The organism is Rhizobium sp. ZW T2_16 (genome assembly GCF_044987325.1).
GTDB classification, from domain to species: Bacteria; Pseudomonadota; Alphaproteobacteria; order Rhizobiales; family Rhizobiaceae; genus Neorhizobium; species Neorhizobium cellulosilyticum.
The window spans coordinates 16595-42459 of record NZ_JBJDRG010000013.1 but is presented as its reverse complement, the minus strand read 5'-3'; the positions used below and the strand labels follow the sequence as shown (position 1 = coordinate 42459).

At 60.1% G+C, this 25865-nt stretch carries 15 protein-coding genes; 11 read left to right on the top strand and 4 right to left on the bottom strand.

The window, feature by feature from the left end; genetic code table 11:
• Positions 1-53: 53 nt before the first annotated feature.
• Together ACI3K0_RS22905 and ACI3K0_RS22900 are read left to right on the top strand one after the other, a co-directional pair.
• A complete protein-coding gene (locus tag ACI3K0_RS22905) occupies positions 54-1028 on the top strand; it encodes a threonine/serine dehydratase (RefSeq protein WP_183829237.1) in 975 nt (324 codons plus the stop codon).
• 192 nt (positions 1029-1220) lie between these two features.
• On the top strand, positions 1221-1358 hold the full coding sequence (locus ACI3K0_RS22900; protein WP_183829234.1) for a hypothetical protein: 138 nt from the start codon (positions 1221-1223) through the stop codon (positions 1356-1358).
• A 155-nt stretch (positions 1359-1513) separates the two neighbouring features.
• Here the strand turns inward: ACI3K0_RS22900 and ACI3K0_RS22895 are convergent, their stop codons facing one another.
• Positions 1514-2677: a M20 aminoacylase family protein gene (locus tag ACI3K0_RS22895; protein ID WP_246436448.1), complete on the bottom strand. Its 1164-nt coding sequence runs from the start codon at positions 2675-2677 to the stop codon at positions 1514-1516.
• Positions 2678-3025: 348 nt separating this feature from the next.
• Between ACI3K0_RS22895 and ACI3K0_RS22890 the strand changes: the two genes are divergently transcribed.
• A complete protein-coding gene (locus tag ACI3K0_RS22890; protein ID WP_404946304.1) occupies positions 3026-11488 on the top strand; it encodes a GH36-type glycosyl hydrolase domain-containing protein in 8463 nt (2820 codons plus the stop codon).
• A 659-nt stretch (positions 11489-12147) separates the two neighbouring features.
• On the opposite strand, the gene ACI3K0_RS22885 is transcribed toward ACI3K0_RS22890, so the two are convergent.
• Positions 12148-13935 carry a glucan ABC transporter ATP-binding protein/ permease gene (locus ACI3K0_RS22885; RefSeq protein ID WP_183829228.1) on the bottom strand — a complete coding sequence of 596 codons (1788 nt, stop codon included), beginning with the start codon at positions 13933-13935 and terminating at the stop codon, positions 12148-12150.
• 272 nt (positions 13936-14207) lie between these two features.
• Between ACI3K0_RS22885 and ACI3K0_RS22880 the strand changes: the two genes are divergently transcribed.
• The 5 genes from ACI3K0_RS22880 (at position 14208) to ispG (ending at position 22011) form a co-directional block, all read left to right on the top strand.
• Positions 14208-14948, top strand: a complete 741-nt coding sequence (locus ACI3K0_RS22880) for a LuxR family transcriptional regulator (protein ID WP_183829225.1) — start codon at positions 14208-14210, stop codon at positions 14946-14948.
• Between the two features lie 112 nt (positions 14949-15060).
• Positions 15061-18534 carry a pyruvate carboxylase gene (pyc, locus tag ACI3K0_RS22875; protein ID WP_183829222.1) on the top strand — a complete coding sequence of 1158 codons (3474 nt, stop codon included), beginning with the start codon at positions 15061-15063 and terminating at the stop codon, positions 18532-18534.
• A 122-nt stretch (positions 18535-18656) separates the two neighbouring features.
• Complete coding sequence (locus ACI3K0_RS22870) at positions 18657-19469, top strand: DeoR/GlpR family DNA-binding transcription regulator (protein WP_183829220.1); 813 nt, start codon at positions 18657-18659, stop codon at positions 19467-19469.
• Positions 19466-20659: an MFS transporter gene (locus ACI3K0_RS22865; RefSeq protein WP_404946303.1), complete on the top strand. Its 1194-nt coding sequence runs from the start codon at positions 19466-19468 to the stop codon at positions 20657-20659. Before ACI3K0_RS22870 ends, ACI3K0_RS22865 begins: the two co-directional genes overlap by 4 nt.
• Before the next feature lie 98 nt (positions 20660-20757).
• A complete protein-coding gene (gene ispG / locus ACI3K0_RS22860) occupies positions 20758-22011 on the top strand; it encodes a flavodoxin-dependent (E)-4-hydroxy-3-methylbut-2-enyl-diphosphate synthase (protein WP_183829214.1) in 1254 nt (417 codons plus the stop codon).
• On the opposite strand, the gene ACI3K0_RS22855 is transcribed toward ispG, so the two are convergent.
• Positions 22012-22614 carry a TetR/AcrR family transcriptional regulator gene (locus ACI3K0_RS22855; RefSeq protein ID WP_183829211.1) on the bottom strand — a complete coding sequence of 201 codons (603 nt, stop codon included), beginning with the start codon at positions 22612-22614 and terminating at the stop codon, positions 22012-22014.
• A gap of 73 nt (positions 22615-22687) precedes the next feature.
• On the opposite strand from ACI3K0_RS22855, the gene ACI3K0_RS22850 reads away from it, so the two are divergent.
• Both ACI3K0_RS22850 and ACI3K0_RS22845 read left to right on the top strand, forming a co-directional pair.
• On the top strand, positions 22688-23164 hold the full coding sequence (locus tag ACI3K0_RS22850) for a cupin domain-containing protein (protein WP_183829208.1): 477 nt from the start codon (positions 22688-22690) through the stop codon (positions 23162-23164).
• A 123-nt stretch (positions 23165-23287) separates the two neighbouring features.
• Positions 23288-23944 (top strand): OmpA family protein, encoded by a 657-nt coding sequence (locus ACI3K0_RS22845; protein WP_148147748.1) that lies wholly within the window; start codon positions 23288-23290, stop codon positions 23942-23944.
• A 70-nt stretch (positions 23945-24014) separates the two neighbouring features.
• Here ACI3K0_RS22845 and ACI3K0_RS22840 read toward each other — a convergent pair whose 3' ends face one another.
• Entirely contained in the window at positions 24015-24938 is a 924-nt protein-coding gene (locus ACI3K0_RS22840) for a polyprenyl synthetase family protein (protein ID WP_183829202.1), read from the bottom strand.
• 140 nt (positions 24939-25078) lie between these two features.
• Between ACI3K0_RS22840 and mtgA the strand changes: the two genes are divergently transcribed.
• Entirely contained in the window at positions 25079-25825 is a 747-nt protein-coding gene (gene mtgA / locus ACI3K0_RS22835; RefSeq protein ID WP_183829199.1) for a monofunctional biosynthetic peptidoglycan transglycosylase, read from the top strand.
• Positions 25826-25865: the final 40 nt, after the last annotated feature.

Here is a 25865-nt window from a genome sequence, read left to right as displayed (position 1 = left end):
ATAATAGGCTTTTGTCATTCACGCGCCGCTGCCTTTTCCGAGCAAGGATTTCCATGACCGATATTGCCATGATCGAAGCCGCCCGAGCCCGTCTCGACGGCCATGTCCGCCGCACGCCGCTGCTTTCCTCTCCCTTCCTCGACGAGATCGCCGGACGGCGGATTTTCGTCAAACCCGAATGCCTGCAGCATACGGGATCGTTCAAATTCCGCGGTGCATGGTCGGCGATTTCGGGGCTGGCGCCGGAGGTTCGTGCAAAAGGCGTGATCGCGTTTTCTTCCGGCAATCACGCGCAGGGCGTGGCGCTTGCCGCGAAGCTGCACGGCATTCCGGCAGTCATCATCATGCCGGCCGATGCGCCGCGCATCAAGATCGAGAACACCCGTGCCTATGGCGCCGAAGTCGTGCTCTACGATCGCGCGACGGAGGATCGCGATGCGATCGGTGCGCGGCTCTCGGCCGAGCGCAACCTCACGCTGGTCAAACCGTTCGATGAACCGCTGGTGATCGCCGGTCAGGGGACGGCGGGTCTCGAAATCGCCGAACAGGCAGAGGAACTGGGTATCGAAAAGGCCGGCGTTCTCGTCCCGACCGGTGGCGGCGGCTTCATTTCCGGCGTTTCGCTGGCGCTCGCCGCCAAGGCGCCGGGCTTCACTGTCCACCCTTGCGAGCCGGAAGGGTTCGATGATGTCACGCGTTCGCTGGCATCCGGCACGATCGAAAAAAACGCGAGGCAGTCCGGTTCGCTCTGCGATGCGATCATCACGCCGCAGCCGGGAAACATCACCTTTCCGATCATGTCGAAGCTTTGCGGCGCCGGGCTCGTCGTCACCGAGGACGAGGCTTTGAAAGCCATGGCGCTTGCCTTCAGCCGGTTGAAGATCGTCGTCGAACCGGGCGGCGCTGTGGCGCTTGCGGCAGCGCTTTTCCACGGCGAGACGCTCGGCGACACCGTGATTGCGGTCTGCTCGGGCGGCAATGTCGATAGCGACATTTTCCGCATGGCGCTCGAACGAAATCCGGATTGAGGCGACAAAAAGGCGCTCGTCGGAACCGGAGGCATAATAAACCGTTAACGTCGCATTACAGGCATTAACGGAAAAGGATTTTCCAATCCGCCGCTTTTGCTTGGAACTTTATCTCTACCAAGTTGATAGGGATAAGGTAGCATCAGTCATCACCCGGAGAATGGTGGCTTTAAGAAAAGCTGGAGGAAGATCATGCGACACTCGACTGTTCAGACACGATCGCTTTCCCATCGCCACTCGCTGTTCGACAGCTGGCAATCTGCCACGCATCTGGCAATCGCCGTTGCGGCTTTTGTCTTCGTCGGTGCCGTGACGCTCGGTATTTTCTGAGCCTTAAATGCGGTAATGCCGCGTTCTGTCATGCTCGGGCTTGTCCCGAGCATCTGCTACGTTGAATTGGTGGAAACGTGATTAGATCCTCGCGACAAACCCGAGGATGACGAGCGGGAGAGATCGTCGATAACGTCTCCTCCCGTAAAGAAATCCTATTTCGACGCCAGATAAGTCTCGGCAAGCTCAACCCAGAGATTGACGCCGATCGGTAGTGCATCGTCGTTGAAGTTGAAGCGCGGATGATGCAGCGAAGGGTCGTTGTCGGTCTTCGCGGTGCCGAGGAAAAAGTAGCTGCCGGGACGCTCAGCCAGCATATAGGCAAAGTCCTCGGCGCCCATCATCGGGCGTTCGATCTCGGCGACATTCTCTGCTCCGACGACCTTTTTTGCCAGGTCGCGAACGAAATCGGTTTCCGCTGTGTGATTGATAGTCGCTTCGTACCCCCGCTCGTAATGGACCGTGGCGGTCATGCCATAGCTTGCGGCCTGGCCTTCGGCGATGGCGCGGATGCGCTCTTCCAGCTTGTTGCGCACACCCGGATCGAAGGAGCGGATGGTGATGACCATTTCCGAGCGTTCGGGAATGACATTGCTGGCGATGCCAGCGTTGAATGCGCCGACCGTGACGACAGCCGGATCGAGCGGATGGATGTTGCGCGAGACGATCGTCTGCAGCGCCATGATGATGCTGGCGCCAGCAACGATCGGATCGGATGCCGCCTGCGGTTCGGCGCCGTGACCGCCATGGCCGTTGACGATGATGCGGGCTTCATCGACCGCCGCCATCAGTGGGCCGTCCTTGACGAAGACCTTGCCGAAGGGCATGGCCGGATCATTGTGCATGCCGAAGACGGCGTCGCAGGGGAATTTATCGAACAGGCCTTCGTCAATCATGATCCTGGCGCCACCAAAGTTTTCCTCCGCCGGCTGGAAGATCAGATGGATCGTGCCGTCGAAATTCTTTCGCTCGGCAAGGATTTTTGCCGCTCCCAACAGCATGGCGGTGTGTCCGTCGTGGCCGCAGGCATGCATCACACCCTTGTTCTTGCTGGCATATTCGAGGCCGGTCTCTTCGGTGATCGGCAGGGCGTCGATATCGGCGCGAATGCCGACGGAACGCGAACTGTCGCCGTTTTTAAGCGTTGCGACGATGCCGGTCTTCGCCAGCCCGCGCGTGACCTCGTAGCCGTACTCCTCAAGCTTCCCGGCAATGAAATCCGAGGTCTTGAATTCTGAAAGGCCGATTTCCGGATTTTCATGCAGATGCCGGCGGATGGCGATCACGTCGGTCATGTCGTTTGAAAATCGCAGCGTCATCTGTCAGGCCTTTCTGGCTTTCGCAAAGAGAAGGCGCGGGTATAGACCATTGGCCGCTATGCGCCAATCGAGTGGCTCAAGCTTTAAAGTTTTCTTCCTGAATCAATCGTTTGAATCCGTTCAGCCTTTATTCAGGCTGCCAAGGTTAATTGGATAGATTGTGTCAATCCGAGCTGTGGCTGGCGATAATTGGTGTCTTTGATTTGCAATATTCAAGCCGGCCTCTATCTCCCTTCGCGCGGATTGCACCGGAACTTGGCGCCATTTCCCAGATGGCGACGTGATCTTCCGGCGTAGGCCCAAGAAATTTGGCCGATAAACCCCGATCTTTCATTCAGAAGCGTGTCCATGTCCCTTGATACTCCGAAGCCCGGCTCCTCGCGCGAAACAGACGTCAAGCAGATCGATCACAATGATTCGATCCGTGCGAGCTATCTGACGATAGACGACCTGAGAGACTGCGGCGTAAGGCTCGGCCGCGGCGAGGGGGAAGATCTTCCCGGCCTCATGTCCTTCGAGTTCTTCCAGCAGCATTCCGACAACGAGAAGGAAATCCTTCGCGTCTATCGCGCTGCGGCTCTCGACGTGGACGCCGGTGCCTCGATCACGCCGGCGGCCGAATGGCTGCTCGACAACTATTACATCGTCGAAGAGGCGATCCAGGAAGTCCGCCGCGATTTTCCTAAAAAGTTCTTCAAGCAACTGCCGACCCGCGTCGTCCAGGGACAGAAGATGCCGCGCGTTCTGGCGCTCGCATGGCTTTACGTGGCGCATACCCATTCGGGCGTGAACCGCGAGACGCTGGCCGCCATGGTCGAGGGTTTCCAGGAAAACGAACCGCTCGAAATCGGCGAACTTTGGGCGCTGCCGTCCTTCATCCGCTTCGTGCTGATCGAGAACCTGCGCCGTATCGCCACCCGCGTCGACCGTTCGCGCAACATGCGCAAGCGCGCCAATGACGTGGCCGACGAGATCATCCGCCTGAACGACGAGACCGAAAGCGCCAAGGTGCTGGCCGGTGTTGCGGATCTGGTGCGCGACAACACGTTTGCAGCTCAGTTCCTCTATAGAATGCGCAATGCCTCTCAGTCGACGACGTTCGCCACGCAGTGGATTGAACAGCGCCTTGCCGAGGTCGGCACGGATGTCGAGACCGTCACGCAGTCGGAGCAGAGCCGTCTGTCTTCCGGCAATGTGACGATGGGCAATATCATCAAGAGCCTGCGTCTCATCATCGATACGGAATGGAGCGTCTGGTTCGAGGACGTCTCGCAGATCGACAAGCTGTTTCGCGAGCATACCGATTACGAAGCGCTCGATTTCGGTTCGCGCAACGCCTATCGCAACCGCATCGAAAAGCTCGCGCGCCTTTCCAAGCGCAGCGAAGCCGAAGTCACCCAGGCCGCTATCAAGCTTTCGCAGGAAGCGGCCGAAAAAGACCCGGATGTACGCGAGACCAATGTAGGCGCATTCATCGTCGGCCGTCACCGCAAGGAACTGGAGGCAGCCGTCAATTATCACCCGCCGATCCTGCAGCGGGCCGTGCGCGCCTATCGCAAGCTGAACTGGCTCGCGATTGCCGCTCCGGTGATCCTGCTGACCGTGCTTGCCCTGGCGATCACAGGCCATTTCCTGGTTCAGGCCGCGATCCCGCTGATCGTCGTTTTCTTCCTGCTCCTGATGTTTGCGCTTCCTGCTTCGGAAGGCGCGACCGGCCTGTTCAACACGGTCGTCACCTATTTCGTTAAACCGGCGCGGCTTGTCGGTTACGAATTCAAGGAAGGCATTCCGGAAGAGGCAAAGACGCTCGTCGTCGTGCCGTGCCTGATTACCGACCGCGATACGGTCGATGAACTGGTGCGCAATCTCGAGGTTCATTATCTCGCCAACCCGCAGGGCGAGATCTATTTCTCGCTGCTGTCCGACTGGCGCGACAGCAAGGTTGAGCAGACCGAAGCCGATCTAGAAATCCTCGATTATGCCAAGCGCGAAATCGTGGCGCTCAACGCGCGTTACAAGGACGAGGTGGCAAGCGACCGGTTCTTCCTTCTCCATCGTCGTCGCCTGTTCAATCCGAACGAAGGCGTATGGATGGGCTGGGAGCGCAAGCGCGGAAAGCTGCATGAGCTGAACCTGCTTCTGCGCGGCGACCGCGATACGACCTATCTCCAGGGCGCCAACACGGTTCCGGCAAACATCCAGTATGTGATGACGCTCGATGCCGATACCCGCCTCATCCGCGATGCGGCGACCAAGCTCGTCGGCAAGATGCACCACCCCATCAACCGCCCGGTTCTCGATCCTGAAACCAACCAGGTGGTCAAGGGCTACGGCCTGATGCAGCCGCGCGTCACGCCGTCGCTGACGACCGGCACGGAAGCCTCGGTCTTCCAGCGCGTCTTCTCGGTCGGCCGCGGTCTCGACCCTTACGTCTTCGCCGTCTCCGACGTCTATCAGGACCTGACCGCTGAAGGTTCGTTCACCGGCAAGGGCCTCTATCACGTCGATGCCTTCGAGGCATCGCTGAAGGGCCGTATCGAAGAAAACGCGGTTCTCTCCCACGACCTTCTCGAAGGGTCTTTCGCGCGTTGCGCTCTTGTCACCGATGTCGAGCTGGTCGAGGATTTCCCGACCCGTTACGAAGTCGAAGTTTCGCGCCAGCATCGCTGGGCACGCGGCGACTGGCAGCTCATCCCTTACATCATCGACGCCAAGCGTGGTGTGACCGCGCTCGGTCGTTGGAAGATGCTCGATAACCTGCGCCGGTCGCTCACTCCGATCGCATGGTTCTTCGCCTCCGTGCTCGGCTGGTATTGCATGGACCCGCTTGGCGCGCTGATCTGGCAGATTTTGCTGATCTTCTCGCTGTTCGTCGCTCCGACGATCTCGCTTCTGACCAATCTTTTGCCGCGTTCGAGCGACAACGTCGCCAAGGCGCATTTCTATTCTGTCTGGTCCGACGTCCGCTCGACCAATGCTCAGGTGGCGCTCCGGATCGTCTTCATTGCCGATTCTGCCTGCATCATGACGGACGCGATCGGCCGTTCGCTCTATCGCCTGTTCGTTTCCCGCAAGCTGATGCTGGAATGGAAGACGGCTGCGTCTATCCAGTCGAATGCGCAGGGCAGCCCGACCGATTATTACCGGTCGATGTGGCATGCGCCGGCAATTGCCGTGCTCAGCATCATTCTTGCCGCCATCCCGGGCGACAATGCCTTCCTCGTCGGCATTCCGTTTGCAATCCTGTGGATCTTCTCGCCGCTCGTTGCCTGGTATGTCAGCCAGTCGGCCGAGACGGAAGACAAGCTGTTCGTGCCGGAAAACGTGTCGGTCGAGCTGCGCAAGATCGCGCGCCGCACCTGGCGTTATTTCGAAATGTTCGTGACGCCGGAACACAGCTATCTGCCGCCGGACAACTATCAGGAAAAGCCGAATCCGTCGGTCGCCAAGCGCACCTCGCCGACCAATATCGGCGTCTATCTCCTGTCGACCATTTCGGCGCGTCACTTCGGCTGGATCAGCTTTGCCGAGACGATCGAACGGCTTGAGCAGACGCTTGCGACCGTCGAAAAGGCCGACAAGTTCCGCGGCCACATGTATAACTGGTATCATATCGACACGATGAAGCCGCTGATGCCGCGCTACGTGTCGTCGGTCGACAGCGGTAACTTCGCCGGTCACCTGATTGCGATTTCGTCTGCCTGCCGCATCTGGGCAGAAGCGCCGTCGGCGCATCTGCAGGGCAATCTCGATGGTCTGGGTGATGTCGCCGGCATTCTCGGTGAAACGCTGAAGGCGCTTCCCGACGATCGCAAGACCGTGCGTCCGCTGCGTCGCCGTCTCGAAGAGCGGATCAACGGCTTTGCCAATGCGCTTGCCGCCGTCAAGCGCGAGCACGAGTTCGCCTCGATCCGCATCATCAACCTGTCGGTGCTGGCGCGCGAGATCCAGAAGCTTTCGCACAATCTCGACCACGAAGTTCGCTCCAGCCAGAGCGAGGAAGTGACCAAGTGGGCCGCCTCGCTGGTAACCGCCTGCGAAGCGCATATTGCCGACAGTACCTTCGATAACGCCAATGTCGAAGAGCTGCGCGATCGCCTCGCGTCGCTTAGTGTCCGTGCCCGCAAGATCGCCTTTGCGATGGACTTCAAGTTCCTGTTCCGCAAGGATCGTCGTCTTCTGTCGATCGGTTACCGGGTCGAGAGCAACGAAGTCGACGAAGCCTGCTATGACCTGCTCGCGTCCGAGGCTCGCCTCACCAGCCTGTTCGGCATCGCCAAGGGCGACCTGCCGAACGAGCACTGGTACAAGCTCGGCCGCCATGTCGTGCCGATCGGTGCGCGCGGTGCGCTGGTGTCCTGGTCGGGTTCGATGTTCGAATACCTGATGCCGCCGCTCGTCATGCAGGAGCGTCAGGGCGGTATCCTCAACCAGACCAACAACCTGATCGTCAAGGAACAGATGAACCATGGCCGCCGCCTCGGCACGCCGTGGGGCATTTCGGAAGCCGCGTTCAACGCGCTCGACCATCAGATGCACTACCAGTACACCAATTTCGGTGTGCCGACGCTGGGTCTGAAGCGTGGTCTCGGCCAGAACGCCGTCATCGCGCCTTACGCGTCGATCCTTGCCAGCCAGTACGACCCGACGGCAGCGGTCGAAAACCTTGCCGAACTGCGCGAACTCGGTGCGCTCGGCATTTACGGTTTCCACGATGCGGTCGACTTCACACCGACCCGTGTGCCGGAAGGCAAGCGCTGCGCTGTCGTCTACAACTACTATGCCCACCACCATGGCATGTCGATTGCTGCTGTTGCCAACGTCGTCATGAACGGCTTGCTGCGCGAGCTCTTCCACGCCGATCCGGTGATCGAGGCGGCCGAACTGCTGCTGCAGGAAAAGGCGCCGCGCGACATTCCGGTGATGAGCGCCAAGCACGAGGAAAAGCCGGGTACCGGCGGCGGCGAGTTGCTTCGTCCGGAAATTCGCACGATCACCAGCCCGGCCACCAAGGACCGCGAACTGGTGCTGCTCTCCAACGGTCATTACTCGCTAATGATGACGGCGACCGGTTCGGGTTACTCCCGCTGGAACGGCCTCTCCGTTTCGCGCTGGAGACCAGATCCGACGGAAGATCGCTGGGGTCAGTTCATCTTCCTACGCGATACGGCGACCAATGACTGGTGGTCGACCACGACCGAACCGCGTCGTGCGGAAGGCGAGCAGTCGAAGGCTGTGTTCGGCGACGAAAAGGCCGAGTTCCACAAGACGGTCGGCGACCTGACCAGCACGGTCGAGGTCATCGTCGGCACCGAGCACGATGCCGAAGGCCGTCGCGTGACGCTGCTCAATATGGGCACCGAAGACCGTTTCATCGAAGTCACCTCCTATATGGAGCCGGTGATTGCGGGTGATGACGGCGATAACGGCCACCCGGTCTTCTCGCGCATGTTTATCAATACCGAAATCGGCAAGCGCGGCGACGTGATCCGCGCATGGCGCAACAAGCGCGATCACAGCGAACCGGACATGCTGGTTGCGCATCTCGCCGCCGACCACGCCGGAACGGACCGCCCGACCGAATACGAAACCGACCGCCGCAAATTCCTCGGCCGTGGCCGCACGCTGTCGGAGGCTGCTGCCTTCGATCCGGGCGCGTCGCTGTCGAATACCGACGGCTTCACGCTCGATCCGATCCTATCGCTGCGCCGCAGCGTGCGGGTTCCGGCCGGCAAGAAGGTCAGCGTCGTCTTCTGGACGATCGCAGCACCGAAACGCGAAGATCTCGACAAGGCGATTGAACATTATCGCCACGCCGAAAGCTTCCAGAGCGAACTGACCCAGGCCTGGACGCGTACGCAGATGCAGATGCGCCATCTCGGCGTCACCTCGCAGGATGCGGCCGTCTTCCAGCATCTGGCCCGTTATCTCGTCTATCCCGACATGCAGCTTCGCGCCGACCAGCAGACGCTGCAGGCAGGCATGCAGAAGCAGTCGGGCCTCTGGCCGTCCTCGGTTTCGGGCGACCTTCCGATATTCACGCTGCGGATCAATGACGAGGCGGACATGCCGGTCGCCAAGGAAGCCATCCTGGCGCAGCAATATCTGCGTTCGCGCGGCGTAGTCTCCGATCTCGTGATCTTCAACGAGCGCGGGGCCGACGATGCACAGGACATGCAGCAGTCGATCGAGCAGATGGCGACCCGCATGGGCCAGGAAGGCGGACGCACGCATGTGTTCACGCTGCGCCGCGATCTTCTGGAAGGCGCGGGCGCTGATGGCCTGATCGCCGCTTCCCGCGTCGTCCTGCATGCCCGTAACGGCCAATTCGGGGATCAGCTCAACCGTACGAGCACGATCTTTGCGCCTTCGACGGAACAGCAGATCGATGCCGATCGTCGTCCGCTTCTGAACGGCGAGATCTTTGCCGCTCCCGAAGTCCTGCCGAAGGAGCCTACGGATCTCGAATTCTGGAACGGCATCGGCGGCTTCTCGGAAGAGGGCAACGAATATGTGGTCCGCCTCAACGGTGGCCAGTCGACGCCGCATCCGTGGATCAACGTCATCTCCAACGATACGTTCGGCTTCCACGTTTCGGCCGAAGGTGCAGGCTTCTCCTGGGCGGAAAACTCCCGTGACTACCAGCTGACGCCTTGGACCAATGATCTCGTTATCAACCGTCCGGGTGAAGGTTTCTACGTATCCGATACGGAAACGAACAAGGTTTATACGCCGTTCGCTGCGCTCTCGCGTCGCCCGGAAGTCCTGTTCGAAGCCCGCCACGGCCTCGGTTATTCGGTCTTCTCGTCCGAAGAGGACGGCCTGAAGCTGGAACTGACCCAGACCGTCGACCGGACGCGTCATGCCAAGTTCTCGCATATCAAGCTGAAGAACTCCGGCTCGGAAACGAAGAAGCTGAAGCTTTACGGTTATGTCGAATGGCTGCTCGGTGCGAACACGGCAAAGACTGTTCCCTTCATCCTGCCTTCGCGGGACGAGGCGACGGGCACGCTGTTTGCCAACAACGCGTTCAGCATCAATTTCAGCCGCTTTGCCTTCCTCGGCATGAGCGAGATGCCGACCGGCTTCACGGCAAGCCGTCGCGAATTCGTCGGCCGCTTCGGCTCGGTTCAGATGCCGGCTGCGGTGGCGGGTGTGTCCTCACTCAGCGGTTCGCTCGATCTCGATGGCGATCCGTGTGCGGCGCTCGCCTATGACGTGGAGCTTGCTCCGGGTCAGGAAACGGAAGTCACCTTCTTCCTCGGTGATGCCGCAACGAAGGAGGAGGCAGTTGCGCTTTCCGCCGAGCTCAAGACCGTCAGGTTCGACGGTGCGCTGGCAGAGAACCGTGGCTTCTGGAACGAGTTCACCGGTCGTCTGAAAATCTCGACGCCGGACAAGTCGCTCGACAACATGGTCAACCACTGGCTGCCCTATCAGGCGCTCGGTTGCCGCATCATGGCCCGTACCGCCTTCTATCAGGCATCGGGTGCATTCGGCTTCCGCGACCAGTTGCAGGATACGCTGGCCTTCCTCGTGCACGAGCCGTCGCTTGCCCGCCGGCAGATCATCAATGCGGCGTCGCGCCAGTTCAAGGAAGGCGACGTGATGCACTGGTGGCTGCCGCATAACGGCTCCGGCGTGCGCACGACGATCTCCGACGACGTGGTGTGGCTCGCCTATGCGATCAACCAGTATGTCTCGGTCACCGGCGACCAGACCATTCTGGAAGAGCAGTTGCCGTTCCTCTCCGGTCCGATCCTCGAAAAGACGAAGCACGATGCCTTCATCCAGCCCGAGGTGACGAACGAGATCGCCGACCTCTACGAACATGCGGCGCGTGCGCTCGATCTTGCTATCGACCGTACCGGCGACATGGGCCTGCCCTTGATGCTCGGCGGCGACTGGAACGACGGCATGAACCGTGTCGGCGTTGCAGGCCGCGGCATGAGTGTCTGGCTCGGCTGGTTCCTGGCGGCTGCCCTGCGTGACTTCATTCCTTACGCCGAAGCGCGCAAGGACAAGAAGCGCGTTGATCGCTGGAAGAAGCATATCGACACGCTGAAGGATGCGCTCGAAACCGACGGCTGGGACGGCGACTATTATCGTCGCGGCTATTTCGATGACGGCACGCCGCTCGGTTCTGCCAAGAGCGACGAATGCCGCATCGACAGCCTCGGCCAATCGTGGAGCGTACTTTCCGGCGAAGGCCGGGTGGACCGGCGTGACCAGGCGATGGATGCGGTGATGAAACAGCTGGTGGACGAAGAGGCGGGCATCATCCGCCTGTTCACCCCGCCGTTCGAAAAGACCCGGCAGGATCCCGGCTATATCAAGGCCTATCCGCCCGGTGTCCGCGAAAACGGCGGTCAGTACACGCATGCAGCCATCTGGGTCGTGCTGGCGCTGGCGCAGATGAAACGTGGTGACGATGCCTGGAAATGCTTCCAGATCCTCAACCCCATCAACCACGCGCTCAATCGCGATGCGGCCGAAACATATCGGGTCGAACCTTACGTCGTTGCCGCCGATGTCTATGGCGCCGGCGACTATCAGAGCCGAGGTGGCTGGACCTGGTATACGGGTTCCGCCGGCTGGCTCTATCGCGCGGCGATCGAGGGCATTCTCGGCATCAAGCGCAACGGCGATCGTCTGACCGTCGATCCGTCGCTGCCGACCGGCTGGGATGGTTTCGAGGCCGAACTGACGATTGAGGGCAAGGCCCACAAGATCAAGGTCGAAGGCGGCAATGTTACCGTCGACGGCAATTCTGCCGGCAAGGATGGCGGGTTTCTGCTGTCGTCCAAATAGGCCGCAAAGCCAGACAACTGCGTGACGTGACAATCGAATGAGATGGCATCGCCCCGGAAACCGGAATGGTTTTCGGGGCGATGCTTTTCTACGTCGGCATAAGGCAGTCTCCATCGAAAAGAAGCGCAGCACAGGTGACCGCAACGGGAGATTCCGTCACGGTCGGCTCATTGGGGAGGCGGGCAGTGCGATAATGGGTGGATATTGGTGTCAGGCATTCTGCCCGCCCGATCGTGAAGCGTTCCGGAAGGTTGACGGGTGAGGAGCATCCCGTTTTTCCGTTCCGGTGAAGGACTTTGCCCTGACGGCATGCCCTTCCGCTTAACGACCATCATCGTGCGCCGGATCTTTCGTCCGTAGGCGTCCGGTTCGCGACCCGGCCCCCTGCTTGATGACGTGATCAGGTTAAGCGGTTGGCCGGGTGTGGGGATGATCGTCGGCGATGATTTTCGCCAGGTGATTGATTGGCAATGATGTTTTTTGCGGGGAGGGCGGATTTCGTCCCCACCGCGGCAAGCCCGCGTAAGAACCGCTGCCTCTTTCGTCATGCTCAGGCGTGTCCCTAGGATGACGCCACGCAAAAGGCTTATCCCACAAACATAAAAGCCCGGCGTCTTATGGAGCGCCGGGCCGTATAGTAATCTATCCAAAAAACTGCATCACGCCGGGTTCGGCGTCGCCTCCGGTTTCTTGTCCTTCTTCGACGCGTCATCATCCTCGCTGTCGTCCAGCAAGCCGCTGGTTCGCAGGAGCGAGGCGAAGCGGCCGCCGAGGCGGCTCAGCTCGTCATAACTTCCCACTTCGGCGACACGACCGCCATCGAGGAAGATGACGGTGTTGGCGTCACGGACAGTCGACAGGCGGTGGGCGATGATGAAGGTGGTGCGGTCCTGCCGGAGCTTGTCGATCGCTACCTTCACCCGGGCTTCGGTTTCGACGTCGAGCGCACTGGTCGCCTCGTCGAGAACGAGGATCGGGGCATTTTTCAGGATTGCGCGAGCGATTGCGATACGCTGGCGTTCGCCACCGGACAGCTTGTTGCCGCGTTCGCCGACCGCAGTCTCATAACCATTGAGGCGGTCTTCGATGAATTCGGTCGCGGCCGCGGCTTCCGCAGCTTTGATGATATCGGCTTCCGTGGCACCCTCGCGGCCGAGGCGGATATTGTCGCTGATCGAGCGGTTCAGAAGGCCGGCATCCTGGAAGACGGTGGCGATCTGCTGGCGCAGCGATTTGCGGGTGACGGTCGAGATATCGATCCCGTCGATCAGGATCTTGCCCTGTTGTGGATCGTAAACTCGCTGGAGAAGGTTGATGAGGGTTGTCTTGCCGGCACCCGTCGGCCCGACGATCGCAACAGTCTGACCGGCCTTGGCGGTAAACGAGATGTTGTGAACGCCCTGTTTGGTGTTGGCGAAACCGAAGCTCACATCGCGGAATTCGACCTCGCCGCTGACATCGCGCAACTCGCCGGCATTGGCGGGCTCGGTGCGGTCATCGACGGAATCTTCGAGCGCGAAGAAATCTTCGAGCTTGGCGCGGGCCTCGAAAATCTGGGTGGCGAACTGGCGCAGCAGGTCGAGGCGGGCGATCAGAAGGTTGGCGAAACCGATAAATGCGACCACATCACCGACGCGGATCTCGCCGCGCTGGACGAGCGTGGTGCCGATGACGAGGATAACGCCCATGGAGACGGTCGAGGCCGTGCGGTTGAGGCCGCCTGCCAGCGCCCACCAGTCGAGAACCGGATACTGGGCTTTCAGCAGGTCCTTGGTATAGACCTTGAGGGCCTGGGTTTCAGCCTCGATACGGTTGTAGCTATGCAGGACCGAGACGTTGCTGATCGAATCGCTGACATGCGAGAACACCTGGTGATAGTGGCTTTCCACGGAGGCCTGGCCTTCCTTGGTTCGCTTCATCACCGCAACGCCGATCACCCAGTAGAAGACGGCGAGGCAGAGCAGTACGAGGCTGAGGCGCCAGTCCATGGAGATTGCGGTCGGGATCAGGAAGAGGATCGCCACAGCGGTTGCGAGATGCGTGCGCATGAATTCGAGCCAGAGACCGAAAAGGCTTTCGGCGGCGCGAAGCAGCGTGTGAAGGGCGTTGGAAGTGCCGCGCTGGTGATGCCAGGAGAGCGGCATCGAGATGATCCGCCCGAAGGCCTCTGTCAGCAGCGATGCACGCCGGCCGTGTGCAAGCCGGTCAGCCTCACGGGCCACGAGTACGTATGCTACCGTATTGAAGAAGCCGAAAGCTGCCCATAGGATCAGGACATTGGTCACTGCACCGCCGGAGGATATCGCATCGATGATCCAGCCGAACAGGATCGGCTCTGCGATGGTGATCACGGCCAGCACGATGTTGGCGATGACGATTGCCGTCACGCGCCACTTGTTCTTGCCCAGGTATCCAAGTGCCCGCCCATAAACCTGAAATAGTGTCAACCGTCTAACCTCTTCAGTCACTTTCACCCTAATGTGGGTCACAGAGCTTTATGGACAATACAAGGCGATTCCAAGCCATTATCGTAGGCGAGATTGTGTCGCTATGGTGTGTCGTGTAGAAAAATAGGAATGCACGTATTTGTGGTGTTTATCGATTCAGCGATGCTAGATTTGGCGGCCCGGTTTCAATCAATCCTAACCGTCTGTGTAAACTATCTCGGCAATTGTAGCTTATGTAATTCGGCATGCCCGGTTCGGGCTCGGGGGCGGTATTGAATATTACCATGATTGTCCAGTTCCTGGTGTTGCTTGGGGAAGCAAAGACGCCGGAACAGGTTACCGCCGAGCTGGAAAGCCTGGTCGGTAGCTATGGGTTTGATTTTTACAGTCTTCTCATCCAGCCCCTGCCGCAGCTCAATCTGCAGAGATCAATCCTTGCCGCCGAATGGCCGGCAAACTGGACGGAACTCTATACCCAACGGAAATATTCGCTGATCGATCCGACGCTTCGATGGCTGCGCCTGGCTCAACGGCCGTTCCGCTGGAAGGATGCGCTTTTGACGTTGAAGGCCGATCCGCATCGTCAACGAATGAAGAGGATGCTTCAGGAGGCCGCGCGGCACGGGCTGCACGACGGATATCTGTTTCCGGTTCATGGCCGCAACGGACTTGTCGGCAGTTTCGCGGTTGGGGGTAACCCGGTCGACCTCTCGCCGGCCGAAATCAGCCTGTTCGATGCGGCTGCCAAAGCGGTTTTCTGGAAGTTGCTTGAGCTTCGCCACAAGGCGGATATCTTCGAGAATGCGCCTTTGAGCGATGTACAATTGACGCGGCGTGAAATGGAAATCACACTTCTATTGGCCAACGGGCTTACCTCTAACGAGATAGCAAAGGAGCTGGATATTTCCAGCCATACAGTCGATTGGTACATCAACGGGCTGCACGAAAAGCTCGGTGCTAACAACCGGCAGCATTTGATTGCGCTGGCGTTTCGCCTGGCGCTGATCGCCTGAGGCAATCTGTGCAACTTGAGGTGCCATTTTCGGCCAACTTTATACTTGCGTAATTTCAGGGATATTGATCTCTTGCGGTGCAACAAACTCAAATTGCCGTGGGGAGAGCGCTTTGCAGATAAAGAAGATCCTTGTTGCCAACCGATCCGAGATCGCAATCCGCGTTTTCCGCGCTGCCAACGAGCTCGGGATTAAGACGGTCGCGATCTGGGCGGAGGAAGACAAACTTTCGCTGCACCGGTTCAAGGCGGACGAGAGCTATCAGGTCGGCCGCGGCCCGCATCTTGCCAAGGATCTCGGGCCGATCGAGAGCTATCTCTCGATCCCGGAAGTGATCCGGGTCGCTAAACTTTCCGGCGCCGACGCGATCCATCCCGGCTACGGGCTCCTGTCGGAAAGCCCGGAATTCGTCGATGCATGCGATGAGGCTGGCATCATCTTTATTGGTCCGCGGCCCGATACGATGCGGCAGCTCGGTAACAAGGTGGCGGCCCGCAATCTGGCCATTTCCGTCGGCGTGCCGGTCGTGCCGGCAACCGATCCACTGCCGGACGACGCTGCAGAAGTGGCGCGGATGGCCGAGGAAATCGGTTATCCCATAATGCTGAAGGCTTCCTGGGGCGGCGGCGGTCGTGGTATGCGCGCCATCCGCGACCCCAAGGACCTGGCCAAGGAAGTCGTCGAGGCCAAGCGCGAGGCGAAGGCGGCTTTCGGCAAGGACGAGGTCTATCTGGAGAAGCTGGTCGAACGTGCCCGTCACGTCGAAAGTCAGGTGCTGGGCGATACGCACGGCAATGTCGTGCACCTGTTCGAGCGCGATTGTTCCATCCAGCGACGTAACCAGAAGGTGGTGGAGCGCGCGCCGGCTCCTTATCTTTCCGAGGCGCAGCGTGCTGAGCTTGCCGGCTATTCGCTGAAGATCGCCAAGGCAACGAATTATGTCGGCGCCGGCACGGTCGAGTATCTGATGGATGCCGAGACCGGCAAGTTCTACTTCATCGAAGTGAACCCGCGCATTCAGGTCGAACATACGGTGACGGAAGTCGTGACCGGTATCGATATCGTCAAGGCGCAGATCCACATTCTGGAAGGCTTTGCAATCGGTACGCCGGAATCGGGCGTGCCTGCCCAGGAGAATATCCGGCTCAACGGCCACGCCCTTCAGTGCCGCATCACCACGGAAGATCCGGAACAGAACTTCATCCCGGACTACGGGCGTATCACCGCTTATCGTTCGGCTGCCGGCTTCGGTATCCGGCTGGATGGCGGTACGGCCTATACGGGTGCGATCATCACCCGTTATTACGATCCGCTGCTGGTCAAGGTGACGGCCTCGGGATCGACGCCGCAAGAAGCGATCAGCCGCATGGATCGCGCGTTGCGCGAATTCCGTATTCGTGGTGTGGCTACAAACCTGACCTTCCTCGAAGCGATCATCGGGCACCCGAAATTCCGCGACAACACCTATACGACGCGGTTTATCGATACGACGCCGGAACTGTTCGAACAGGTGAAGCGCGCCGACCGTGCGACGAAGCTTCTGACATATCTCGCCGACGTGACCGTCAACGGCCATCCGGAGACGAAGGGGCGGCCGACGCCATCGGACAAAATCTCGAAGCCCGTCCTGCCGTTCATCGAAGGGGCGATCCCGGCCGGTACCAAGCAGAAACTCGATGAGCTGGGGCCGAAGAAGTTTGCCGAATGGATTCGCGGCGAAGGCAGGGCGCTGATCACCGACACGACGATGCGTGATGGCCACCAGTCGCTGCTCGCGACCCGCATGCGTACCCACGACATTGCCAGCATTGCCGGTGTCTATGCACGGGCGTTGCCGAACCTCTTCTCGCTGGAGTGCTGGGGCGGTGCGACGTTCGACGTTTCGATGCGCTTCCTCACCGAAGATCCGTGGGAGCGGCTGGCGCTGATCCGCGAGGCGGCTCCGAACATCCTTCTGCAGATGCTTCTGCGCGGGGCAAACGGCGTCGGCTACAAGAATTATCCCGACAATGTCGTCAAATATTTCGTCCGTCAGGCGGCGAAGGGCAGTTCAGAAAACGGCGGCATCGATCTGTTCCGCGTGTTCGACTGCCTGAACTGGGTCGACAACATGCGAGTGTCGATGGATGCGGTGAACGAGGAAGGCAAGCTGTGCGAGGCTGCGATCTGCTATACCGGCGATCTCGGCAATTCGGCGCGGCCGAAATACGACCTCAAATATTATGTCGGGCTGGCGCAGGAACTGGAAAAGGCCGGTGCGCATATCATTGCCGTCAAGGACATGGCCGGGCTTCTGAAGCCGGCCGCGGCCAAGGTTCTGTTCAAGGCGCTGCGTGACGCGACATCGCTGCCGATCCATTTCCATACGCATGACACATCGGGCATTTCGGCAGCCACAGTGCTTGCGGCCGTCGACGCCGGCGTCGATGTGGTCGATGCGGCTATGGATGCGTTTTCCGGCAATACATCGCAGCCATGTCTCGGTTCGATCGTCGAGGCTCTTTCGGGCTCCGAGCGCGATCCGGGTCTCGATCCGGAATGGATCAGAAAAATCTCGTTCTACTGGGAAGCGGTGCGCAACCAGTATGCGGCCTTCGAAAGCGATCTCAAGGGGCCGGCATCGGAAGTCTATCTGCATGAGATGCCGGGTGGTCAGTTCACCAACCTGAAGGAACAGGCCCGTTCGCTGGGGCTGGATACCAAGTGGCACAAGGTCGCCCAGACCTATGCCGACGTGAACCAGATGTTCGGCGATATCGTCAAGGTGACGCCGTCTTCGAAGGTCGTCGGCGACATGGCGCTGATGATGGTGTCCCAGGACCTGACGGTGGCCGATGTCGAGAACCCGGACAAGGATATCGCCTTCCCGGAATCGGTCGTTTCGATGCTGAAGGGCGATCTGGGCCAGCCTCCGGGCGGATGGCCGGAAGGTATCCAGAAGAAGGCGCTGAAGGGCGAAAAGCCCTATACGGCGGTGCCCGGTTCGCTGCTGCCGCCGGCCGATCTTGCCAAGGAGCGCAAGGACATCGAGGAGAAGCTTGGCCGTAAGGTCGATGACTTCGAGTTCGCTTCTTATCTCATGTATCCGAAGGTGTTCACTGATTTCGCACTGGCGTCGGAAACCTATGGCCCGGTCTCCGTGCTGCCGACGCCCACCTATTTTTACGGTTTGGCAGACGGCGAGGAAATGTTTGCCGATATCGAGCGGGGCAAGACGCTGGTTATCGTCAACCAGGCAATCAGCGCTGCAGATGCGCAGGGCATGGTGACAGTGTTCTTCGAACTCAACGGCCAGCCGCGCCGCATCAAGGTGCCGGACCGCAATCGTGCCGCCTCCGGTACCGTCCGCCGCAAGGCGGAAGCCGGCAATGCAGCGCATCTGGGCGCACCGATGCCGGGTGTCGTCTCGACGGTTTTCGTCTCTTCCGGCCAGACGGTGCAGGCGGGCGATGTGCTGTTGTCGATCGAGGCAATGAAGATGGAGACCGCGCTGCATGCCGAAAAGGACGGCGTGATCACGGAAGTTCTCGTCAAGGCCGGCGATCAGATCGACGCCAAGGATCTGCTGGTGGTCTACGCCGCCTGAACAGGGTTTGCGCATGAATGATAGAAGGCGGCTCGCCATGCGGGCCGCCTTTTTGCGTTGTGACATATTTCGTGTTTTTGCACGATATTGCGTATTTATGCCGAATCGTGCATGGTTACGGCATGGATCAATTTGTCAGTGAAAGACAGGCGCGCATCCTTGCCGAACTTCGCACCAAGGGGCGTGTTGCGGCGCAGGATCTCGCGCAGGCGTTCGGTGTTTCAGAGGATACGGTTCGGCGCGACCTCAGGGAAATGGCGGGACGGGGCGAATGCGAACGGGTCTATGGCGGGGCGCTGCTGCCGGGCGGCACGACGGTTCCGCTGAAAACGCGCATCTCAGAGCAGCCGGATCGCAAGGTGATGCTGGGGCAAAAGGTGGTGGAACTGCTTGAAGAAGGCAGTGTCGTCTTCTTCGACGCGGGGTCGACCAATCTTGCTGTTGCCCGCAGCCTGCCTGAAAATTTTCGCCTGACCGCCGTCACCAATACGCCGGCAATTGCTGCAGAACTCTCCGGTCGACCCGGCGTCGAACTGATCATGATCGGCGGCAGGGTGGATCCGGCTGTCGGGGCTGCGCTCGATGCGACTGCCATCCGGCAGTTGGAAATGATCCGGCCGGATCTTTGCATTCTCGGCGCCTGCGGCCTGACGCTGGAAGACGGGCTGGCCGCGGATATTTTTGAAGACGCTGCCTTCAAGCGTATGGCCTGTGCTGCCAGCAGACGCAGCCTCGCCGCCATCACCTCGGACAAGCTGGGCTTGAAGGCCGCGTTTCATGTGCATGCGCTTCAGGCCCCCTTGTCGCTGGTGTTCGAGGCCGATGCCGACGAGGCGCTGGTGGAAAAGATAAGTCTTCAGGGTGTCGAGGCACATCGATGCGGTGCGGCCGCCTCAATCAACGAAAAAAATGCATCAAGAGGAAATACCCCATGAGCCAATCCGAGATCGAGAAGGCCGGCCGGCCGCTTGGATCCTATCTGACCAGGGAGCGGGCCGGTGTCGCGCTTCTTTTCCTGATGAACGGTTTCATGATCGGTTCCTGGGCGCCGAAAATTCCGGAATTCGCCTCGCGCCTTGGCCTCAGCGAAAAAGAGCTGGGACTGATGATCCTCGTCTTCGGCGTTGGTTCGATCGTGATGATGCCGATCGCCGGAAGCCAGATCGCCCGGTTCGGGTCGAGCACGGTTTCAAAATTCGCTGCGGTGCTTCTGACACCCATGCTGCTGCTTCTTTCTGTAACCGGGGAAGTCTGGAGCGGGGTGGTGGCAATCTTCCTGTTCGGCGGCCTGATCGGTGCGATGGACGTGGCGATGAATGCCAATGCGGTGGCGACCGAAAAGCATATGCGCCGGGCGATCATGTCGTCCTGCCACGCTTTCTGGAGCCTCGGCGGCCTGCTTGGCGCATCGAGCGGCGGTTTTCTGATCCAGAAGCTCGGGGTTTTCAGCCATTCTATTATCGTCACGCTGATTGCGGCGCTGATGGTCATCCTCTGCTGGAGGATTGTGCTGCATGACGCGCCACATCCTGATGAAGTCAAGGACGAGACACGCAGCCGGTTGCCGCGTTCGCCGCTGCCCTGGCTGATCGGCGTGATCGCGCTGTTCTGCATGATCCCGGAAGGCGCCATCCTCGATTGGGGCGCGCTTTACATGCGCAACGAGCTTGGCGCGTCCGTCGCCCTTTCCGGTTTCGCCTTTGCCGGTTTCTCCTGCACCATGGCGATCATGCGGTTTGCCGGCGACCTTATCCGCGACCGTCTGGGTGCCGTCATGACGCTTCGGATCTGCGGCACGATCGCGATCTGCGGGCTGGCGATCATCGGGCTTGCGCCAAATACGACCGTTGCGATCGCCGGCTTTGCGCTGGCCGGCATAGGCATCTCCAACATGGTGCCGATCGTGTTTTCCGCTGCCGGCAACCTGCCGGGCATGGCTGCCGGTGTCGGATTGTCGGTCGTCACGACGATGGGTTATTCCGGCATTCTGCTTGCGCCGTCGGTGATCGGCTTTGTCGCCGAACATACCGGGCTGGCGTCGATCTTCCTTGCGTTGTCGGGTTTCCTCGTCGTCGTGCTGGCGGTCTCCCGGCTCGCCCGGCATGCGGATGGAGCGCATCATTGAGGCCGATGCCGCAAAACTGACACGGCTCGGTGGTTGACAAGCGGCAATGCATACGCCACCTGAATTGCAACTCTGCTTGTAGGCACCGAGACCCGACCATGACATCACCCATAGACTTCGATCCGAAACCGCGCCGTCAAACCGTTGCGGTCGATGTGGGCGGGGTGATCGTGGGTGGCGGTGCGCCGGTCGTCGTGCAGTCGATGACCAATACGGATACGGCCGATATCGATGCGACGGTGGCGCAGGTCGCAGCGCTCTACAAAGCCGGTTCGGAAATCGTGCGCATCACCGTTGATCGCGACGAAAGTGCTGCTGCCGTGCCCAAGGTGCGCGAGCGCCTTCTGCGGCTCGGCATGGATGTGCCGCTTGTCGGCGATTTCCACTATATCGGCCACAAGCTGCTCTCCGATCACCCGGCCTGTGCCGAAGCGCTGGCAAAGTATCGCATCAATCCGGGCAATGTCGGCTTCAAGGACAAGAAGGACAAGCAGTTCGGCGACATTATCGAAATGGCGATCCGCCATGACAAGCCGGTGCGTATCGGCGTCAACTGGGGTTCGCTCGATCAGGACCTCCTGACGACGCTGATGGACCGCAATGCGGAAGCCGGTTCGCCGCTTTCGGCCCGTCAGGTCATGCATGAGGCAATCGTGCAGTCGGCGCTTATCTCGGCCGAGCTTGCCGAATCGATCGGCCTGCCGCGCAACCGCATCATCTTGTCGGCCAAGGTCAGCCAAGTGCAGGACCTGATCGCCTGTTATTCCATGCTGGCCGAGCGCTCCAACCACGCGCTGCATCTTGGTCTCACTGAAGCGGGCATGGGCTCGAAGGGCATCGTCGCCTCTTCGGCGGCCATGGGCTATGTGCTGCAGCACGGGATCGGCGACACGATCCGCGTTTCGCTGACGCCGGAGCCGAATGGCGACCGGACGAAGGAAGTGCAGGTGGCCCAGGAAATCCTGCAGGTCATGGGCTTCCGCCAGTTCATTCCGGTCGTCGCCGCGTGTCCGGGTTGCGGTCGTACGACTTCGACCGTGTTCCAGGAACTGGCCCAGAACATTCAGGCGGATATCCGCAAGAACATGCCGATCTGGCGCGAGAAATATCCGGGTGTCGAAGCGCTCAACGTCGCCGTCATGGGCTGCATCGTCAATGGTCCGGGCGAGAGCAAGCATGCCGATATCGGCATCTCGCTGCCGGGTACGGGTGAAACGCCATCCGCGCCCGTCTTCATAGACGGCAAGAAGGCGATGACGCTGAAGGGCCCGAACATTGCCGGCGATTTCGAGAAGCTCGTCACCGACTATATCGAAAACCGTTTCGGCCAGAACCGCTCGGCTGCCGAATAGTCATTCCGCCTCGGCCAATGCTTTCGCAAGCATGGCCTGGGCAGACCAGCGCACGACCTTTTCCCCCCTGTCGATATCCATGGCGCAGACGTCGCGCAGCACGATGATCGCTTCGATGCCTGTCAGTAGCGACAGGCCGGCGAGCAGGGTCTCGTAAGCCGGTTTCGACAGCTTTTCCTCGATCGGCTGCAGCGCTTCCGACAGCCAGGGAAGGCGGCGGCCCGTGCGCGGGATCTGGTCGTCGGTGACCGACGCTGCCAGAAATGCGCGAAACACGCTTTCGTTTTCGGCGACCATCCGGAAAATCCGGCCGACCATCTCGTCCAGCCGCTGCTCGACCGTGCCGTTGTTCGAAACCTCGTCGGAAAGCTGAACCTGCTCCGCCACCGCATCCAGTGCGGCCTCGCGCAAAATGTCGTCCGGCTTGGAGAAGTATCGATAGGCCGTGGCGCGGGAAATACCGGATGCATCGGCCACATCCGCGACCGAAAACGACATTCCATCCTCGATCATTTTTCGTGCTGTCTTCAGCAATTCGGCGCGCGTTCTCTTCTTCTGGTTGATCCGTCCGGAGCCTGTTTCGCGCAATACTTGACCTGTCATCATATTTCCTTTATGAGAAACTTGTCTCATTAAGAGGCGATCGTATCACAAATACAAGAGAGGACAAGACGACATGACCGCCAAGGTCAATCCCAACGACACCGCACCGATGACGGTGCATTTTCTCGGCAATCTGCTGACCTTCCATATTCGAAGTGCCGTGACGAATGACAAATTCACCCTGATCGAGAACCGCACAGCGCCCGGACAAGGCGCGCCGATGCACCGGCAGGCGGATGACGAGGCCTTCTATGTTCTGGAGGGTGAATACGAGTTCCTGCTCGACGGTATCTGGCACAGGAAGGGAGCTGGCGAGGCGCTTCATATCGCGCCCGGCACCGTGCATGCTTTCAGAAACCCCGGAAAAACCGATGCGCGGATGCTGATCATCAACTTGCCCGGCAGCCTGCATGAGGCTTTCTTTGTCGATGTCGGCGACAGGGTCGAATTCGGACAGACGGTATTCCCGCCGATAACGCCGCCGGATATTCCGGCCATCGTTGCCAGCGGATTGCACAACCGTATCGAAATCCTTCCTCCTGCCGCATGATGGAATTTGCAGTCATGTGATCTCCCCGTCAGTGGCCAATGATGGGGAGAAAGCAGCCTTTTCCTCGTTTTGCCGCATTTCGTGGTAAGGAAGTGCGACCACCTAGGACGGGAAACGATTCGAATGCTCAAGAAATTTGCCATTGTCGCGCTGGCCGCGACCTTCCTTTCTGCCTGCACCACGACCGATCCGTATACGGGCGAGCAGAAGGTTTCCAACACTGCGGGCGGCGCCGCAATCGGTGCCGGTATCGGCGCACTCGGCGGTCTCGTCATCGGCGGCGGCAACAAGGGCCGCAATGCCTTGATCGGTGCCGCAATCGGCGGTCTCGCCGGTGGCGCGATCGGCAATTACATGGACCGCCAGGAAGCCGAACTGCGCCAGCAGTTGCAGGGTACCGGCGTCTCCGTGACGCGCCAGGGTGACCGCATCATCCTCAATATGCCGTCGAACATCACGTTCGCAACCGACCAGGACCAGGTCATCCCGCCGTTCTACGATACGCTGAATTCTGTTGCGATCGTGCTCAACAAGTTCGGCAAGACCTATATCGACGTCAACGGTCATACGGACTCGACCGGCAGCCTGCAGCATAACCAGGCGCTTTCCGAGCGCCGCGCGGCATCGGTCGCAAACTATCTCGGCGGTCGCGGTGTCGACCAGCGTCGTATCTCGACCATGGGCTTCGGTCCGTCGCAGCCGGTCGCTTCCAACGCAACGCCGGACGGCCGCGCGCAGAACCGCCGCGTCGAAGTGGCGATCGCTCCGATCCAGCAGTAAAAACAAACCCACCGTCGGCTTGTTCAGGCCGGCGGTGGGTTTATCTCTGTGAAGTCGGTTGTTTGCCGGCTTAGCTCTGGCGATTGGCGACGAAGCGCGCCGCCTGCTGCAGGACTTCTGCCTTTTCGCCATAGGGCGCGAGCAGATCGACAGCTTCCACCGTTAGCGCATTCAGCGTCTTTTCCGCCCAATCCATCCCGTGCAATCCGACCAGCGTGCCCTTGCCGCGTCCGGCATCCTTGCCGGCTGCCTTGCCGAGCGTTGCCGCATCGGAGGTGACGTCGAGCAGGTCGTCGGCGAGCTGGAAGGCAAGGCCGATCTTTTCGCCGAAGAGCCGGAGCCGCTTGCGGTCGTCATCGGATGCGCCGGCAATGACCGGCCCCGCCTCGCAGGCAAACCGCAGCAATGCGCCGGTCTTCATTGCCTGCAGGGTGCGGATGCCGGCTTCATCGGGGGCCTTCTTTTCCGCCGCCAGATCGAGCGCTTGTCCGCCTGCCATGCCGCCGACACCGGCAGCACGGGCAAGTGCAGAGATCAGCTGCACCTTGCGGTCAGCAGGAAGCCGGGTTTCCTGCGCCGAAATGATATCGAAAGCGTAGGTCAGCAGGCTGTCGCCGGCGAGGATCGCAACGGCCTCATCGAAGGCCTTGTGGACCGTCGGCTGGCCGCGGCGCAGGTCGTCATCGTCCATGGCCGGCAAATCGTCATGGATGAGCGAATAACAGTGCAGGCATTCGAGTGCCGCACCGATGCGCAGTGCCGTCTCGCGATCTCCGCCGAACAGGGCGGCACTTTCGAGAACGAGGAAGGGTCGCAACCGCTTGCCGCCGTTCAGCGTTCCGTGGCGCATGGCGGCGGTCAGGTTTTCCGGCCGGGCGATCTCGTCTTCCAGCGCCTGCGATGACAGAAGGCGCATCAGCAGTGTTTCCGTCTCGACGGCGCTCTGCTTCAGTCGGGTCTCGAAAAGGGGCTGATCGGCGGGCTTCGTGTTCATGGCCGCTGTGTTGCATGCCGCCACAGCGCTGGCAACGGGATTTACCACCCCACAGGAAGTTTAACGCGAAAGACTCGTCACATGCCGACATACTGGCTATGAAACATCGGGTTGCTTATCGGGGCTCTTGGGAACTTCGTTTGGATATCACGCCAGATCGACAGACTGAGGAAGAGGAACCCGCCATGCCGCGACGGCAAAAGGCGGGATCGTTTTCGCATATCGCGAAGCGGGCGGTTCTCGTCCTCGCCGCACTTCTCATCCTGCCCTACCTGCTCATTCCCGTTTACGCCGTGCCGTTTACGCGGCCAGTCTCGACGCTGATGCTGTCGGAACTTTTCCTCCTGCGCGGCTATGATCGGCGTTGGGTGGATCTCGACGAGATCTCGCCCAATCTCGTGCGCGCGGTGATGATGTCGGAAGACGGGCAGTTCTGCTTTCACGGCGGAGTCGACTGGAAACAGATGCGAGGTGTCGTCGAGGATACTCTCAGCGGCGAGGCGACCCGCGGCGCCAGCACGATCTCGATGCAGACGGCGAAAAACCTGTTTTTGTGGAACGGTCGTTTCTTCGTGCGCAAGGTGCTGGAAATGCCGCTGGCGATTGCTGCCGATACGATCTGGACGAAGCGGCGGATGCTGGAAATCTATCTCAACGTAGCGGAATGGGGGCCGGGCATCTATGGTGCGGAAGCCGCCGCCCAGCATTATTTCAAGACAAGTGCGGCAAAGCTCAGCACCGGCCAGGCAGCACTTCTGGCCGTGGCACTGCCCAATCCGTTTACCCGCGTTGCCAGCAAACCGGGCCGCGGAATGCGCCGTCTGGCTGCCGTCATCGATCGGCGGGCGAGGAATTCCGGCGAATATATCAAATGCATTTATGACTAGGTTCTAGGCTTTTCATTGGAGGCTTTTGGCGTGTGCCTGT